This is a genomic window from Azospirillum sp. Sh1 (assembly GCF_008365135.1).
GTDB lineage: Bacteria > Pseudomonadota > Alphaproteobacteria > Azospirillales > Azospirillaceae > Azospirillum > Azospirillum oryzae.
The window spans coordinates 97,714-112,560 of the sequence record NZ_VTTK01000007.1 but is presented as its reverse complement, the minus strand read 5'-3'; the positions used below and the strand labels follow the sequence as shown (position 1 = coordinate 112,560).

Sequence of the window (14,847 nt, the reverse complement as noted above, 5' to 3'; positions counted from 1 at the left end):
AAAAACGTCGCCCGCGTGAAACGGAGGCTTGCATCACCTCGAACCTCTGGCTATAACGCGGGCCTCTACGGAGGGGTGGCCGAGCGGTTGAAGGCGCACGCCTGGAAAGTGTGTATACGTCAAAAGCGTATCGAGGGTTCGAATCCCTCTCCCTCCGCCACGAAATCAGGCCAGAGCGTTGATTTTCTCAGAAAATCCGCTCTGGCCTTTTTCGTTTCTCCACTGGTTGGCTTATTACTGTTTGGCCGGAAATACCGAAAGCGGCGCGCCAGATCCGTGGCTGGCGGCAGAATTACACCCGAATGTTGTGGGTGGATGTATTGACGACGCAACAGCGGTCTTCCGCCACAATCCAGCTGCCGCCGGAGCAACCAACACGGCTCGGAATCGGACGAATTAATCCGTATGTGTTTCCCCTTGCAACAAAACCCTACTTTCGGTTTTATGGATGTATGGTTTAGATGTGCTGTCGAGGTTCGCGTGCGTGTACACATTGGATTGGCTGCGGCCATTCTTGCTGCTGGTGTGCTGTCCGCATGCCAGACAATGAATGATGTGGCGAAAACGGTCGGCAAGCCACCGGAGAAAGCGCTTGAAATGCGCGCACTCCAGACGCGCCGTTTCGACAGTGAGAACGAGAAGCTTCTGCTCGAGGCAGGGACCCAGACCCTTCAGGATCTTGGCTTCACCATTTCCGAGGCGTCGAGCGATGTCGGCGTGGTGGTGGCATCCAAGCAGCGGAATGCGGAAGAGGGTGGACAGGTCGCGGCACAGATCGGCCTGACGATCGCAATGGCTCTCCTTGGCGTGGCAAACAATCCCACCTGGGACCAGGAGCAGACCATTCGGGTGACGTTTATCGCCAACCCGGTGTCGGGCGGCCGCCAGACCGAAGTGCGCACCACTTTCGACCGAATCCTCGTCAATAATCATGGACACGCCTGGAAGGCGGAGTTGCTGATGGAACCGCAACTCTACCAGGAGTTCTTTGAAAAGCTCTCCGCCAGCGCGTTCCTTGAGGCTCACAAGATATGACACCGCGCAAGAGCATCCGTTTTGCGATCTTCGGCGCCATGGCGCTGACCGTCGCAGGTTGCCAGACCAACAATCAGCCGCAGGTCGTGCTCAGCAAGAAAAGCCCCGTCGAGCTGAGGGCCATGCAGGCGCGTGCCTTCGAAACCTCCGATCAGAACAAGACTCTGCGAACGGTGATCGCCACGTTCCAGGATCTTGGCTATGGGATCGACAAGGTCGAACCGGCTGCCGGAACGGTTTCGGCAACCAAGCTGGCCAAGCTCCGCATGACCGCCACGGTTTATCCGCGCGGTTCTTCGCGCATGATCGTGCGCTCCAATGCCTTGGTCATGAATCCTGGAATGGAAAGTCAGGTGGACGATCCGGCATTTTACAAGGACTTGTTCTTTGAACCCCTGTCCAAGGCAATGTTCCTGACGGCCCTGGAACTGGGAAGTGAAGAGGATGTTCCGCCGGTGCCGGACGCTGCATCGAAGACGACTGCCAAGCCGTAATCCTATTCAGATCGAGGTCTTTCCATGCTCTTCAAGAATTTCTCATTGGCCGCGATGGGGCTTGCCTCGGTGCTGCTCGCCGGTTGCCAGACGGCCGGAGAGCATGCTGCGGCCGTCCGTCAGGCACAGGATGCGGATCGCCTGACCGTCGGCAAGGTGCAGCGCGAGATCCGCATCGGCATGACGAGTGCCGAAGTCGTGGAGGTGCTTGGTTCGCCCAACATGGTGACGACGGATGACCGTCGGCGCGAGAACTGGGTCTATGACAAAATCTCGACGGAAACGGCGTACTCTACCAGCAGCGGCGGCGTGAACGCATTGATTCTGGGCGGTGGTCCGATCGGTGCCGGCATTGGCGGCGCCTTGGGCGGCGCTGGCGTCAGCAGCTCCGCGGGCGCGCGCAGCACTTCCCAGCGGACGTTGACGGTGATCGTCAAGTTCGACGAGAGCAGCCGGGTCCGCGATTTTTCGTATCGCTCCAGCAGCTTCTGACGGGAGCTGCAGCATGAAATGCCGGGTTGTCGTATCCGCCCTGATCCTAACGGCGTTGGCGGGCTGCCAGCAGACTCCGGGAGCGCAGCAGCAGGCCGCTGCGCTCACCCTGGCGGCTGAAAGCCTTGGGCAGCGTCAGATGCAAACCCGGCGTTTCGACACGAACGATGAACAAGCGATCCTCGCGGCATCTGCCGGCGTGTTGCAGGACCTGGGGTTTACCACCGAGGAGACAAACCTCAAGGCCGGGCTGATCGTCGCTTCCAAGGATCGCGATGCAGTCGAATCAGGGCAGGTTGCCGGGCAGGTCTTTTTTGCTCTCCTGGTTGCGGCTATGGGAGGCCGTGCCGATCCGGTTTGGGACGCCAATCAGAAAATCAGGATCTCCATCGTGACGCGCCCTTCGGCCGACCGGAACGGCATCATCGTCCGCGCGACGTTCCAGCGCGTGATCTGGAACACGAAGAACCAAATCTCGCGCGTCGAGACAATCGACAAGCCCGAAATCCATCAGCAATTCTTCGAAAAGCTTTCACAATCCGTTTTTCTCGAGGCGCACCAGATATGAGCATGCCCAATTGCCGCAATCTGTCGGTCCGCGGCTGGGCCATGGCACTCGTGTTGGCATTTCTTCCGCTTGGCGGGTGTCAAACGGACTCGAAGCAACAGGTGATGGCTGTCGACAAGAGCCAGGTCGAATTGCGTGCAATTCAGACGCGTGCATTTGACACAAGTGACCGCAACCTTACGATCCGTACGGTAATCAGCAGTCTTCAGGATCTGGGCTTCGTCATCGATAAGGCCGATGAGCAATTGGGGATCATCAGCGGAACCAAGCTGTCCGGCTATGCCATGCGCATGACGGTTACCGTTCGCCCGCGTGGTAAAGCCCAAATGTCGGTGCGCGCGAGCGCGCAATACAATCTGGTCGCGGTATCGGATGCGGAGCCTTACCAGCAGTTCTTTGCTGCCCTTTCAAAGGCGATGTTCCTGACTGCCAACGAAGTCGACTGAATCCTGAAAAAGGACCCCGATTGATTCAGTCAATCTCTTCATTTTGGCAAACAGGCATCTTGGGTTAACTGGCCACGCCATAGAAAAGCCGGCCCCACATCGGCAATCACCGGTGCGGTGCGGGCTGTCAGTCGGTTCCGGTGCCTGGAACGGAAAGGGGAGTGCCCATACTTCGGCCACGACACGCGGCGCAGGAGTCGATGAGCTGTGCCTGTTCTTCCGGGGACAGGTGTCCTTGACCATGCCCCACCGGCCGGTCCACGGCGCGCCCGGATGGGGCGCCGCGGATTGGCGGTCAGCCGATCTGATGGGCGCTGACCGTATAGCCGGCCAGATCCGTCCCGGTTCCGGCCATCAGCGCGTTCACCGTGAGGTAATGGGTACCGGATCGAGTCGCGGTGTAGAGCAGACTGTCGTTGCCCCAGGTATAGTTCCAGAAATCGGCGCTGGTTCCACCGGACACGGCATTGCCCTGCTGATCGCGCAGGATCAGGCCGGCGCCGTCGCCGTCCCTCTTGAGGTCGAATTCATAGGTCTGGCCGGCCTGGAGCGACACTGCGAACCAGTCGTTATCCCCGTTCAAGGAACCGTCGGACGGGCGGTAATCGATGTGCCCCGTGGCGCTGCCGCCGACCGCCAGTCCCGCGGTCGTGCTCGCGTCGTTGGCGATGTCGTCGACCATGCCGTTGTCGGTGGCCTTGATGGAGTAGGGGCCAACGTCGTTGCCTGACAGCTTGATGTGGTAGGTTTCGGTCTTGTTGGCCGTATAGCTGTAGAAGCGATGGCCGTCCCTGGACGTGTAATAGTAAATGCCGGCGCTGTCGTCCGGCGGTCCCAGCCAGCGATCATTTCCAAGTGCGTCTTTGAGCGCGAAGTTGAAAGCCTGACCCGGCGTGGTTACGTCGAATGTATAGCTGTGGCCCTGCTGTAGCGACAAGGCGATGTAATCCTCGTCCCACGTCTGGTTGATGGTGCCCGTGATCGTCTCGCCGACCGACATCCGCCCGGCCGTGCCCTGCGAGTTGCCGAACTCGTCGGAAAACGCGGAATCGGTTGCCACCCTCTGCGCCCAGACCGTGTAGGGAACCGCACCCCTGGCGCCGGGTCCCAGCACAAAATCATGCTCCAGGTAATAGGTGCCGCTCGTCGCCACCGTGACTTCCGGCGAGGATAAGGCGTTTTCCCCGCCCGGCATGTAGGATCGCGTGGCCACGCTGAAGCCTTTGGCGTCATAAAGCCTGAGCATCGGACCCGAACCGCTGGTACCGTTACCGGCGCTGGTGCCGAAGCGATACACCGATCCGCGCTCCAGCGTCACGGCGAACCAATCCTTGTCGAAATCCTTCTCCGCCACGCCGCTGGCGGTGCCGCCGACCGTAAGCCGCCCCGTGGTCCAGATGTTGTTGGAGAAATCGTCCGACAGCGTGACCGGGGTGGTGGTGGTGGTCGTCGTCGTCGTATTCGTGACGTCTCCGCCCTTCATGGTGATCGAATAGCGTCCGGTGCTGAATCCGCTCACCGCCGCGTAGACGGAACTGCTCGTGCCTGGCGTGTAGGTGAGTGTGTGGACGCCATCGCCGTCCCGGTCGCTGTCGCTCGCCAGGATGGTGCCGCGCTCATCAATGAGCGCGAAGTCGTGGGTTCCCTTGCCGGGAAAGCTCACGGACAGCGTGTAGGTCGAGCCCGCATTGAGCGTCGTCTTGAACCAATCGACGTCGTAGACCCGCTCGATCATGCCGGTGGCGGTGGTCCCGCTGCTGACCCGACCCAGCGTCGTGGTGTTCTCGGCATAGTCGTCCACCGGGATCGTCCGTCCCTCGCGGAAGCCGTTCTGGATATAGTGGCGTTGCGCGGCGGCCATGTCGGTGCCGAAAGCCGCCCGCAGGTCGGCATTCGCGGACAGATAGCCCGCGGCGTTGAAATAGGTGTTACGGCCCTCGCGCTGCCCGAATTCGATGTAGTGCCGCGTGGCGGCGGCGGTATCGGTGCCGAAGGCCGCCAGAAGGTCGGGGTTGGCGGCCACGTAGCTCAAGGCATCGAATGTGGTCGTCCGCCCCTCCTTGAGGCCGAATTCGATGTAATGCCGCGTGGCGGCGGCGGTGTCGGTGCCGAAGGCGGCCGGCAGATCGGGATTGGCGGCCTCGTAGCTCAAGGCGTCGAAGGTGGTCGAGCGCCGCTCGGCGGATCCGAAGATGGAGAAATGCTGCGCGGCGGCGGCGGTGTCGGCACCGAAGGCCGTGATCAAATCGGGGTTCGCAGCGAGGTAGCTCAGCGCGTCGAAACCCGCTTGGTTGCTGGGAGTTGACGTCATGGTGCGCCCCGTTCTTGCCGGTGGTGTTGGATTTTATGAAAATACTAAAAGGTACTGAGAGGCTATTGTATGCACGTATTTATGGTATGAGATAGATATGATCGCTTTGCAAGGCGTTTTCTTGCCGCAGGTTTGTGCAAATGATGCGTGAACACCGCATGCTCTACTCGGGCGCGCAAGGCGCCCAAAGAGAAAAGCCCGCCCTGCATCCGGCGATTGCCGGTGCGGGGCGGGCTGTCAGTCGTTTCCGGTGCCTGGAACGGAAGGGGCGGCGCCCCTTACTTCGACCGCGACACGCGGCGCAGGAAGTCGATGAACTGCGCCTGCTCTTCCGGGGACAGGTCCTTGACCATGCCCTGGTCGTGCGCCTGGACGCGCGGGATCAGGTCGTCCATCAGCGTCTGGCCTTCCGGCGACAGGCGCAGCGCGTAGGAGCGGCGGTCGTTGGGCGAAGGAGCGCGCACGACGAGGCCGCGCGACTCGAGACGGTCGATCACAGCGACCATGGTCGACCGGTCGATCCCGACCGCCGTGCCCAGGTCGGACTGCGACAGCCCCTCGTTCTCCCGGATCATGATCAGCACGCCGAACTGGCCGGGCGTGATGTCATGCGGAGCGACCGCATTCTGAAAGCTCTGGAACACCGCAACCTGAGCCTTGCGCAGGTTGTAACCCACCAGCTCCGGAAGGGGGCCAAGGGCGAGCTTGCCGTTCTTGCCGGGCCGCAGACGCGACCGCCGGTCGGCGGGGGTGGAACGCTCGTTGTCAGTCACCGTGGATGCCATATTTTGGATGAATTATCGGATGAACGGATAAAATGCGGGCAAGGCTTTCGTTTGTCAGCAAGAACCGCACGGAGGAAGGCTGACGCATATCAGGTATGCGTGAAACGTATTGGTGAGAGGGCATACAAATTCCATCTTGAAGAGTCAAGAAGTGATCGACGCCGATTCGACGCCGATCGCCCGCCCAGCGGTTTCCCCTGCCGCGCGCGGGTTCCCGAATCGGAGCTTCCGACGCCCGGTCCCCCCCAGACCGGGCGTCTTCGTTTTTGGCCCGCCCCTGTCCGGAACGCCGTAGCGCATTGCAGGGCAGGGCGGATGGTTGGACGCTTGGTCCGTTGGCGGCTTTTGGGTTAGCTGTTCGGAAGTGTTCCAACCAGAGAGCCGATGCCATGGCCTTCGCCATTCCCCTGTGGTCCCAGCCGGCCGTCCCCGTCGCGGGCGGCGATCCGTTTCCGGTGCGCCGCATCTATTGCGTCGGCCGCAACTATGCCGCCCATGCGCGCGAGATGGGTGCCGATCCCGACCGCGAGCCGCCCTTCTTCTTCATGAAGCCGGCCGACGCCATCGTCGCCGACGGCGCCACCATCCCCTATCCGCCGAAGACCGCCAACCTGCATCACGAGATCGAGCTGGTGGTGGCGATTGGTACCGGCGGCCGCGACATCCCGGTCGACCGCGCTCTGGACCATGTGTTCGGCTATGCCGTCGGGCTCGACATGACCCGGCGCGACCTGCAGAACGCCGCCAAGAAGGAAGGCAAGCCCTGGGACATGGGCAAGGGCTTCGACCAGTCGGCACCCTGCTCCGCCATCCGCACCGTCGCCGACATCGGTCATCCGGCCAAGGGGGCGGTCACCCTGCAGGTGAATGGCGAGCCGCGGCAGAAGGGCGACCTGTCCGACCTGATCTGGTCGGTGGCGGAGACGATTTCCTACCTGTCCGGGCTGGTCGAACTGCAGCCGGGCGACCTGATCTACACCGGCACGCCGGAGGGCGTCGGCCCGGTGGTGGCCGGCGACGTGCTGACCGGCGCGGTCGAAGGCGTCGGCACCCTGACCCTGACCATCGCCTGAGCCGCCGGACATGCGCATCGCGACCTGGAACATCAATTCGGTCCGCATGCGTCTGGACCTCCTCCTCCGCCTGATGGAGGAGGAGCAGCCGGACGTGATCTGCCTGCAGGAAACCAAGGTGGTGGACGCCGACTTCCCGCTCGGCCCGCTGGCGGAGCGCGGCTATGTCCACGCCCACATCCACGGGATGAAGAGCTACAACGGCGTCGCCATCCTGTCGCGCCTGCCCTTCTCTTCGCACGACGTCCAGCACTGGTGCGGCAAGCAGGACTGCCGCCACGCGCTGGCCCATCTGCCGGGCGGGATCGAGCTGCATTGCGTCTACATCCCCGCCGGCGGCGACATCCCCGACCCGGCGGTGAACGACAAGTTCGCCCACAAGCTCCAGTTCCTCGACGAGATGACCCACTGGCTGGGCACGGAGCGGACGCCCGACCGGCCGATGGTGCTGGTCGGCGACCTGAACATCGCGCCGCTGGAACAGGACGTGTGGAGCCACAAGGAATTGCTGTCGGTGGTCTCCCACACGCCGATCGAAGTTGACAAGCTGGCGGCGATGCAGGCCTCGGCCGGCTGGGTCGACGCCATGCGCCGCTTCGTTCCGCCGGAGGAGAAGCTCTACACCTGGTGGAGCTACCGGGCGAAGGACTGGGCCGCCTCCAATCGCGGCCGGCGCCTGGACCACATCTGGGTGACCCCGCCGCTGGAAGGCGCGCTGACGGGCGTCAAGGTGCTGCGCGACGCCCGCGGCTGGGAGCCCAAGCCGTCGGACCATGTGCCGGTGATCGTCGATCTGGCCGTCTGAGATCTGGCAGTCTGACAGGGAAGGGGGCCGTCGTGCCCCCTTACTCCAGCAGGCCGATGTTCATCCGCACCAGCTCCGGCGCGCCGTCTTCGCCAATGCGGAACAGGTGGGCGCAGCCGTTGCGCAACTCCTCCGCCGGGTCGGCGCGCATGTCCCAGCCGGTGGCGAGCGAATAGAGCGCACGCAGGATGCCGTTGTGGGCGACGGCGCCGGTGGGGCGACCCTCCGCCGCGAGGTCGCCGAGCCAGGAGCGCAGACGGGCCTGCACCTCGCGCGGGCTTTCGCCGCCGGGCGCCTTGAAGTCCAGCCCCAGCCGGTCATGGCGGGCCGGCATGCGGCCGTCGGCGCGCAGATCCTCGGTGCGCTGGCCTTCCCACTCGCCCCAGTCCATTTCGACGATCCGCGGCTCCGGCGTCGGATCGAGGCCGAGCAGGGTGGCGGTCTCCCAGGCCCGGCGTTTCGGGCTGGAGACCCAGCGCAGCCCGGCCGACTCGGGCGGCAGGCGATAGCGGGCGACCCGTGCGCGGCCGGCGTCGGACAGCGGCTCGTCGATGCTGCCCTGGATGCGCCCTTCGGCATTCCAGGCGGTCGGGCCGTGGCGGAGGATCAGCAGGGTGGTCATGACGGTACCGCTGCGCGGGTGACGGGACTTCGCCCCGAGTTTAGCGTTTCGCCGTCTTCTGCACCGGCATTTCCTTCACCTGGGCCAAGGCCACGCGGACGCGCGACAGATCGGGGGCCGCCGCCCTGACGGCGGCCTTCGCCGGAGCCTTGGCCGGTTTGGCCGGCGGCTTGCCCGGTTTGGCCGCTTTGACTGTCGCCTCGGCCACCTGCACGCGGCCCTTGCCGCCGCCACTCTTCTGGGCAAGCGCCTGGGCATTGGCACGGGCGCGGGCCTGCGCCTCCAGGATCTGCGGCGCGCGCGGTTCACCGGTCTTCGGCGTCCAGGTGCGGAAGGGGCCGGTGTCGACATGGACATGGCCGGTGTGGGCGTACATGGCGTAGCCGCCGCGCTGCATCGCCGCCGCTTCCTCCGCCAGCCGCGAGGGCGGGATGCCGGCGATTGAGAAGTCCGCCGCCTGACCGCGCATGTGATAGGAGTTCTCGGCGACGTTCGGGTTCGTCCGGGCGAGGCTGGCGTTGGTGGCGCTCGACCGGTAGCCCGACGTGATGCGGATCGGCGACTCCGGCGGCGCGCCGACGCGCCGGCGCAACTCCACCAGCATATCGACCAGGGCCGGATCAACCGGGATCACCTCGTCGCTGCGGCGGTCGCGGAACAGGACGGCGATCTCGCGCATCGCGGCCGGATCATAGCCGCTGCCGGGGCCGTCGCCAGGGCGCCAGTAGGTGACGGACGCCGTCTCGCCGCTGGCGGGATGCTGCAGGACCACGCTGCGCGGTTCGCCGTCCAGCTTGGCGCTTTCCAGCGGCGGCGCGGTGGCGCAGCCGCCAAGCTGCGTCGCGACGGTCAGCACGGCGAGAATACCCAAGGCACGACCGGTCATGCGCATCGCTTTTCCCCCCAAGCTTTGCACGCATCAACGACCCCGCCCGCCCCAATCGTGGCGGGGTTGCACACCGATCTAATACCAAGATTGTCACAGGAGGCCAGTGTGACAAAGCAACCTGTGGCGTAATGAACACGCACAAGCGCTTTTGCTCAGTGGAACCGATTGTTCGGGATTCAACCGGTGCGGATGGCGCTGAACTTAAGCTGCGCCGATCCTACAGGGACAGCTCCATCCCTTCATAGGCCACCAGGGATCCGGGGCGCATCGCCGCCGCCTCCGCGGCAATGGCGTCCAGCGCGTCGTCGGTACGGGCCGGGTCGTGGTGGAAGATCACCGCGCGGCCGACTACGGCCGCCTCGGCCAGCCGCAGGCATTCCTGCCAGGTCGAATGGCCCCAGCCGACGCGCGTCGGGTATTCGGCGTCGGTGTAGGTGCTGTCATACACCATCACGTCGGCGCCGCGCAGCAATTCCAGGATCACCGGATCGCGCCCTTCGGCCGGATGTTCGGTGTCGGTCAGGACGCACAGGCTGCGGCCGCCATGCTCCACCCGGTAGCCGGTGGCGCCGTCGGGATGGTTCAGGCGGCAGGTGCGCACCACGACACCCGGCGCCAGTTCCAACGTCTGGCCGGCCTGGAAATCGCGGTATTGGCAATCGGCACGGAAGATCTCGACCGGCACCGGGAACAGCGGCGCCGTCATCATGTCGGCCAGCACGGTGCGGAAGGGCCGTTCCGGCGGCAGATGCCCGGACCACAGCCGCAGCCGGCTGGCCGGATCGAAGGCCGGCGCGAAGAAGGGCAGGCCGCTGATATGGTCGAGATGGCTGTGGGTCAGCAGCAGGTCGATGTCGGCCGGCCCGCCGTCGCGCGCCAGCGACTCGCCCAGCGGCCGGATGCCGGTGCCGCAGTCGAAGACGATGTGGGCGCCGCCGCAGCGCACTTCGATGCAGGCGGTGTTGCCGCCATAGCGCACGGTGGCCGGGCCGGGCGACGCGATGCTGCCGCGCACGCCCCAGAAGCGCACGAGGAAGGGTGACTCGCCGCCGGACTCGTCCCTCGCGGGTGACGGGGCGGGCGGTCGTGTCGAATTGGCGGCCGGATCGATGGCCGAATTGATGGTCGAACGAACGGTCATGACGGCGCCATCGTGGCGGCCCCGCTTGCCCAAGTCTAGTAAATCTCTCCCCCCGCGGCTCCCTTCCGGACGGATCCCTCGGGGCGGGGACAAGACTTCCGAACAGGCGGTGTCACGAGTCGACACCCTACGAAGGGCATCTGTCCAAACCCATAAGATGTGGTAGGTTGGGGCTCGTCGCGCATTGCGCGGCATGACTCGATTATTTCCCACGGGTCCCCGCGCGGGTGGGGACCGGCTCCGGCGGAACCCGACGCGGATGGATCCTGACAAGCTCGCCAAAGTCCTCGCCATGGCCGAGTCGGAGCATCAGGGCGAGGCGCTGTCCGCCCTGCGCGCCGCCCGCATCATGCTGTCCCGCGCCGGCCTGTCCTTCCGCGATCTGGCGGAGCGTGCCCGTACGCCGGTGCCGCCTGCGGCCGAGCCGGCGCCCGCCGCCCAACCTGCCGAACCCGCCGGTGCGCCGGCCCCGCCGCCGCCGCCGGACGAACTCGTCCGCGGCCTGCGCCGGCAGGTGAAGGATCTGGAACTGGAACTCGCCACCCTGCGGCGGCAACTCGACAAGGCGGCGGGCGATGCCGACCGCCAGCGCGAGGAGGCCGACCGCTGGCGCACCCTGGCGCGTGAGACGGCGGAAAAGCTGTGGGACATGGGCAAGGCGCTGGAGCGCAAGCACTCCCGCCATGCCGATGGCGACAAGCGCCGCGCGGTGCTGGACCTGCTGCAGGACCCCGGCAGCGCGCTGCTGTCCGACCGCGAGATCGCCCGGCGCGTCGGCGTGTCGCCGCACGACGTCGCCCACTGGCGCCGCCGGATGGCCATCGTCGGCCGCAAGCTGCGGCTGCTGCCGGTGGTGCCGCGGGGGCGCGGCCTGTGGGTCGGCCCTTCGGCCTGCGGCCTGGGCGCGGCGCGGCTGGGCAAGCTTTCGGGTGGGCCGCAGATGGGCGAGCGTCGCCGCTGGCTGGGCTTTGCCGGCGAGGTCACCATCGCCGAACGGGGAAGCCGCCGCGAACTGGCCTCGGTCGGCCGGCGCTGATCGGAGAACCGGCCAAAAGGCTGATCTGGTGAGGCCGACCGGGAAGGCGGCTCAGGGCACCAGCCGGTAGCCGCCGGGTTCCGTCACCAGGATGCGGGCGTTGGAAGGATCGGCCTCGATCTTCTGGCGCAGGCGGTAGACATGGGTCTCCAGCGTATGGGTGGTGACCGCCGCGTTGTAGCCCCAGACCTCGCCCAGCAGGGTTTCGCGCCCGACCACCAGATCGCCGGCCCGGTACAGGTATTTCAGGATCGCCGTTTCCTTCTCGGTCAGGCGGATCCTGCGGTTGGTCGCCTCCTCCAGCAGCAGCTTGGCGCCGGGGCGGAAGCTGTAGGGGCCGATGGCGAAGACCGCGTCCTCCGTCTGCTCGAACTGGCGCAGCTGGGCGCGCAGCCGGGCGATCAACACCCCCAGGCGGAAGGGCTTGGTCACATAATCGCTGGCGCCGGATTCCAGCCCCAGGATGGTATCGGCGTCGCTGGCCGACGCGGTCAGCATGATGATGGGGCAGCGCACCCCTTCACGCCGCAGCAGCTTGCAGACGTCGCGGCCGTCCATGTCCGGCAATCCGACGTCGAGCAGGATGGCGGAGAAGCCGGTTCCGGCCCCGCCCGCCTTGCGGACCGCGTTCAGCGCGCCGGCGCCGTCGCCGGCCTCCTCCGTCTCAAGCTCCTCCAGCAGGCGAAGCTGTTCGGCCAGCGACTGGCGCAGGGCGGTGTCGTCGTCGACCAGGAGGATGCGCTTTGCGATGGTCATGGTCCGCGGCACGAAGTCGGGAGTCGAAGATTGGCGCCGGCACGGCCGGGGGCGGCGCCTTAGTAGCATGGCGCCGGTGGATTGTCGTGATGGCTTGTGGCGAAGCGGATGGGCCTTCCAGATGGGCCTGCTACAGGACCGCCAGCAGCGCCGCCGCCCCGTCGGCGTCCGCCGCGGCGAGGACGATCCGCTCGGGCCGCACGCCCAGGTCCCGCAGGGTGGCGGCGACGGTCCCGTCCGGCACCGCGACATGGCGCATCAGCGCCAGCGTTCCCTGTTCCAGATTGCGGTGCACGGCGGCCTCTTCGGCGGTCAGACCCGGTTCGGTCCAGTGCAGGCGTTCGATCAGCGCCGTGAAGCGCAGGCGCCAGCTGTCGGCCGGCAGGCTGGCGGCGAGGTTGGGCAGGGTGTTGCCGTCCAGCAGGACCGGCGCGCCATCGGGCAGCCGCGACAGCGCGACGTCGGCGGCCAGGATCGCCGAGGGATCGACCTGCGGGTGCGGGCCGGGCAGGGCGTGGAGCATGATGCCGGCGCCGGCGGCGCGCAGGGCCTCGACCATGCGGCGGGCATAGGCGTCGGCAAGGGCGTCGGCGGCAAGATCGGCCGGCATCACCAGATGCACGGACAGGGGCGGATCAAGGGGCGTCGAAAGGGTGGTCACGGGGGAAAGGCTCCCGGTTGAAGGGCTGCGGTCGCCATCCTAGCGCCCATGGTCAAGGGCGGCGGAGCGGCCCGTTGGAGGTGCCGACTCCGCCCGGCCGGCGGCCCGGGATGGTCCCCGCGCCGGCAGGCTAGCCGGATCGTTGCGTCCCCGGCAACGGTGTGGCGCGCGGGAATTGCTGGACAGGGGCGCGCCACCTGCGCTTTGCTTCGCCCGCCGAACGCACCATGTCCCGTTTTACGCGCCGTATCCGGCGCACCCGCTACGCAAAGCCGCTGACGATGCAAGCCGAACGCTCCTCCGCCACCACCACGGTCACCCTGTCCACGCCCGCGGCAGCTTCCGCGGCGGCGCCCATCGACGAGGCCGCCGTGCGCGCCGTCGACCGGGCGCTGGCCGCCCTGCGCCGGGGCGAGGTGGTGGCGATCGAGACCGCCGACGGCACGGTTGGCGCGGCGGTGTCGGTGGAGTCGGTGGCGCTCGACGCCGTGGAGCGGCTGAAGGCGCTGACCGGCGGCACCCCGCGGCTGGTGGTCACCCGCCGCCGCGCCGTGGTGCTGGGGCTGGCCGCCGCCGCCGTGGCGCAGCCGGTGAGCGACATCGCCGACGATCAGGCGCCCGGCGCCGCGGCGGAGGCGTTCGGCGCCATGACGCTCGACCGGCCCGGCGGGCTGACCGCCGACCAGGCCCATGCGCTGGCCGATCCCGAACAGCATCCGCAGGCCCAGGACGCGCTGCCCCCCGGCCTGACCGCCGTCGAGGCTTGCCCCGGCAGCCGCGAGGCCGCGGCGGTGGACCTCGCCCGGCTCGCCCGCCTGCTGCCCGCCGCCATCACCGCGGACCTGCCGTCTTCGACCCTGAAGAGTGCGGCGGAGTGGGCGGCGGAGCATGACCTGCTGCTGGTGCGGGCGTCGGACGTCGCCGATTATCGTGTCCATGTGGTGCGGACCCTGCGCCGCGTCGCCGACGCGCGGGTGCCGCTGATCGGGTCGGAAAACACGCGCATCTACGCCTTCCGCCCGGCCGACGGCGGGCCGGAGCATCTGGCCATCGTCATCGGCGACCCCGATCCGCAACAGCCGGTGCTGGCCCGCCTGCATTCGGAATGCTTCACCGGGGACCTGCTGGGGTCGCTGCGCTGCGACTGCGGCGACCAGCTGCGCGGCGCCATCGCCGAAATCGCCCGGCAGGGCAGCGGCGTGCTGCTGTATCTGGCGCAGGAGGGGCGCGGCATCGGGCTGGTCAACAAGCTGCGCGCCTACCGCATCCAGGACCGTGGCTTCGACACGGTGGACGCCAACGAGATCCTCGGCTTCGAAGCGGACGAGCGCGTCTATCTGCCGGCGGCCGAGATGTTGCGGCAGCTTGGGTTCGAGTCCGTGCGGCTGATGACCAACAATCCGGAAAAGCTGCGCCAGCTCGCCCGTTGCGGCATCGCGGTGGTGGAGCGGGTGGCCCACATCTTCCCGGCCAACGGCCACAACGAGGCCTATCTCCGCACCAAGGCGGAACGCAGCGGCCATATGTTCTGAACGAACGGCCGGGGCGAAAGGCCGGGGCCGGCGGGGCAGGAATCGCCATGCCGGCCCGGCAGTTCTTGCCGGCCTCTTGCCGGCCGGGCCGCGCTGGGAATCGGATTCCGGGTGCTGACCGTCCGGATCCTCCCGAATCGGTCGATTCCGGTTCGGATCGGGCGCCCCGGCTTGGCACGCCGCTTGCTGTACCTGTCGTGA

At 66.6% G+C, this 14,847-nt stretch carries 16 protein-coding genes and 1 tRNA gene; 10 read left to right on the top strand and 7 right to left on the bottom strand.

What is annotated here, in order from left to right:
• Positions 1-69: 69 nt before the first annotated feature.
• The 6 genes from FZ029_RS09625 (at position 70) to FZ029_RS09600 (ending at position 3,035) form a co-directional block, all read left to right on the top strand.
• A tRNA-Ser gene (locus FZ029_RS09625) sits at positions 70-160 on the top strand.
• A 320-nt stretch (positions 161-480) separates the two neighbouring features.
• Positions 481-1,035 (top strand): hypothetical protein, encoded by a 555-nt coding sequence (locus tag FZ029_RS09620; RefSeq protein WP_149269048.1) that lies wholly within the window; start codon positions 481-483, stop codon positions 1,033-1,035.
• Positions 1,032-1,529, top strand: a complete 498-nt coding sequence (locus FZ029_RS09615) for a hypothetical protein (protein WP_188051883.1) — start codon at positions 1,032-1,034, stop codon at positions 1,527-1,529. Before FZ029_RS09620 ends, FZ029_RS09615 begins: the two co-directional genes overlap by 4 nt.
• 24 nt (positions 1,530-1,553) lie before the next feature.
• Complete coding sequence (locus tag FZ029_RS09610) at positions 1,554-2,021, top strand: hypothetical protein (RefSeq protein WP_149201645.1); 468 nt, start codon at positions 1,554-1,556, stop codon at positions 2,019-2,021.
• Between the two features lie 13 nt (positions 2,022-2,034).
• Positions 2,035-2,589, top strand: coding sequence for a hypothetical protein (locus FZ029_RS09605; RefSeq protein ID WP_149201644.1), 555 nt, complete (start codon positions 2,035-2,037; stop codon positions 2,587-2,589).
• Positions 2,586-3,035, top strand: a complete 450-nt coding sequence (locus FZ029_RS09600; RefSeq protein ID WP_247892236.1) for a hypothetical protein — start codon at positions 2,586-2,588, stop codon at positions 3,033-3,035. Before FZ029_RS09605 ends, FZ029_RS09600 begins: the two co-directional genes overlap by 4 nt.
• A gap of 295 nt (positions 3,036-3,330) precedes the next feature.
• On the opposite strand, the gene FZ029_RS09595 is transcribed toward FZ029_RS09600, so the two are convergent.
• Positions 3,331-5,346, bottom strand: coding sequence for a hypothetical protein (locus tag FZ029_RS09595; RefSeq protein WP_149269047.1), 2,016 nt, complete (start codon positions 5,344-5,346; stop codon positions 3,331-3,333).
• Positions 5,347-5,624: 278 nt separating this feature from the next.
• Positions 5,625-6,119, bottom strand: coding sequence for a MarR family transcriptional regulator (locus tag FZ029_RS09590; RefSeq protein ID WP_244560711.1), 495 nt, complete (start codon positions 6,117-6,119; stop codon positions 5,625-5,627).
• A 401-nt stretch (positions 6,120-6,520) separates the two neighbouring features.
• On the opposite strand from FZ029_RS09590, the gene FZ029_RS09585 reads away from it, so the two are divergent.
• On the top strand, positions 6,521-7,204 hold the full coding sequence (locus FZ029_RS09585; protein ID WP_149269046.1) for a fumarylacetoacetate hydrolase family protein: 684 nt from the start codon (positions 6,521-6,523) through the stop codon (positions 7,202-7,204).
• Between the two features lie 10 nt (positions 7,205-7,214).
• Positions 7,215-8,009 carry an exodeoxyribonuclease III gene (gene xth, locus FZ029_RS09580; protein ID WP_149269045.1) on the top strand — a complete coding sequence of 265 codons (795 nt, stop codon included), beginning with the start codon at positions 7,215-7,217 and terminating at the stop codon, positions 8,007-8,009.
• Positions 8,010-8,049: 40 nt separating this feature from the next.
• On the opposite strand, the gene FZ029_RS09575 is transcribed toward xth, so the two are convergent.
• The 3 genes from FZ029_RS09575 to FZ029_RS09565 form a co-directional block, all read right to left on the bottom strand.
• Complete coding sequence (locus tag FZ029_RS09575; protein WP_149269044.1) at positions 8,050-8,631, bottom strand: histidine phosphatase family protein; 582 nt, start codon at positions 8,629-8,631, stop codon at positions 8,050-8,052.
• Between the two features lie 40 nt (positions 8,632-8,671).
• Entirely contained in the window at positions 8,672-9,517 is an 846-nt protein-coding gene (locus FZ029_RS09570) for a DUF882 domain-containing protein (protein ID WP_247892235.1), read from the bottom strand.
• 220 nt (positions 9,518-9,737) lie between these two features.
• Positions 9,738-10,661, bottom strand: coding sequence for an MBL fold metallo-hydrolase (locus FZ029_RS09565; RefSeq protein ID WP_247892234.1), 924 nt, complete (start codon positions 10,659-10,661; stop codon positions 9,738-9,740).
• Between the two features lie 259 nt (positions 10,662-10,920).
• On the opposite strand from FZ029_RS09565, the gene FZ029_RS09560 reads away from it, so the two are divergent.
• A complete protein-coding gene (locus FZ029_RS09560) occupies positions 10,921-11,697 on the top strand; it encodes a hypothetical protein (protein WP_149269042.1) in 777 nt (258 codons plus the stop codon).
• Positions 11,698-11,748: 51 nt separating this feature from the next.
• On the opposite strand, the gene FZ029_RS09555 is transcribed toward FZ029_RS09560, so the two are convergent.
• Positions 11,749-12,453 carry a response regulator transcription factor gene (locus tag FZ029_RS09555; RefSeq protein WP_149269041.1) on the bottom strand — a complete coding sequence of 235 codons (705 nt, stop codon included), beginning with the start codon at positions 12,451-12,453 and terminating at the stop codon, positions 11,749-11,751.
• A gap of 130 nt (positions 12,454-12,583) precedes the next feature.
• The gene (locus FZ029_RS09550) at positions 12,584-13,114 is read right to left on the bottom strand and encodes a glycosyl transferase (protein WP_247892233.1); all 531 of its coding nucleotides are present in this window, start codon (positions 13,112-13,114) and stop codon (positions 12,584-12,586) included.
• Between the two features lie 281 nt (positions 13,115-13,395).
• On the opposite strand from FZ029_RS09550, the gene ribA reads away from it, so the two are divergent.
• Positions 13,396-14,646 carry a GTP cyclohydrolase II gene (gene ribA, locus FZ029_RS09545; protein WP_149269143.1) on the top strand — a complete coding sequence of 417 codons (1,251 nt, stop codon included), beginning with the start codon at positions 13,396-13,398 and terminating at the stop codon, positions 14,644-14,646.
• Positions 14,647-14,847: the final 201 nt, after the last annotated feature.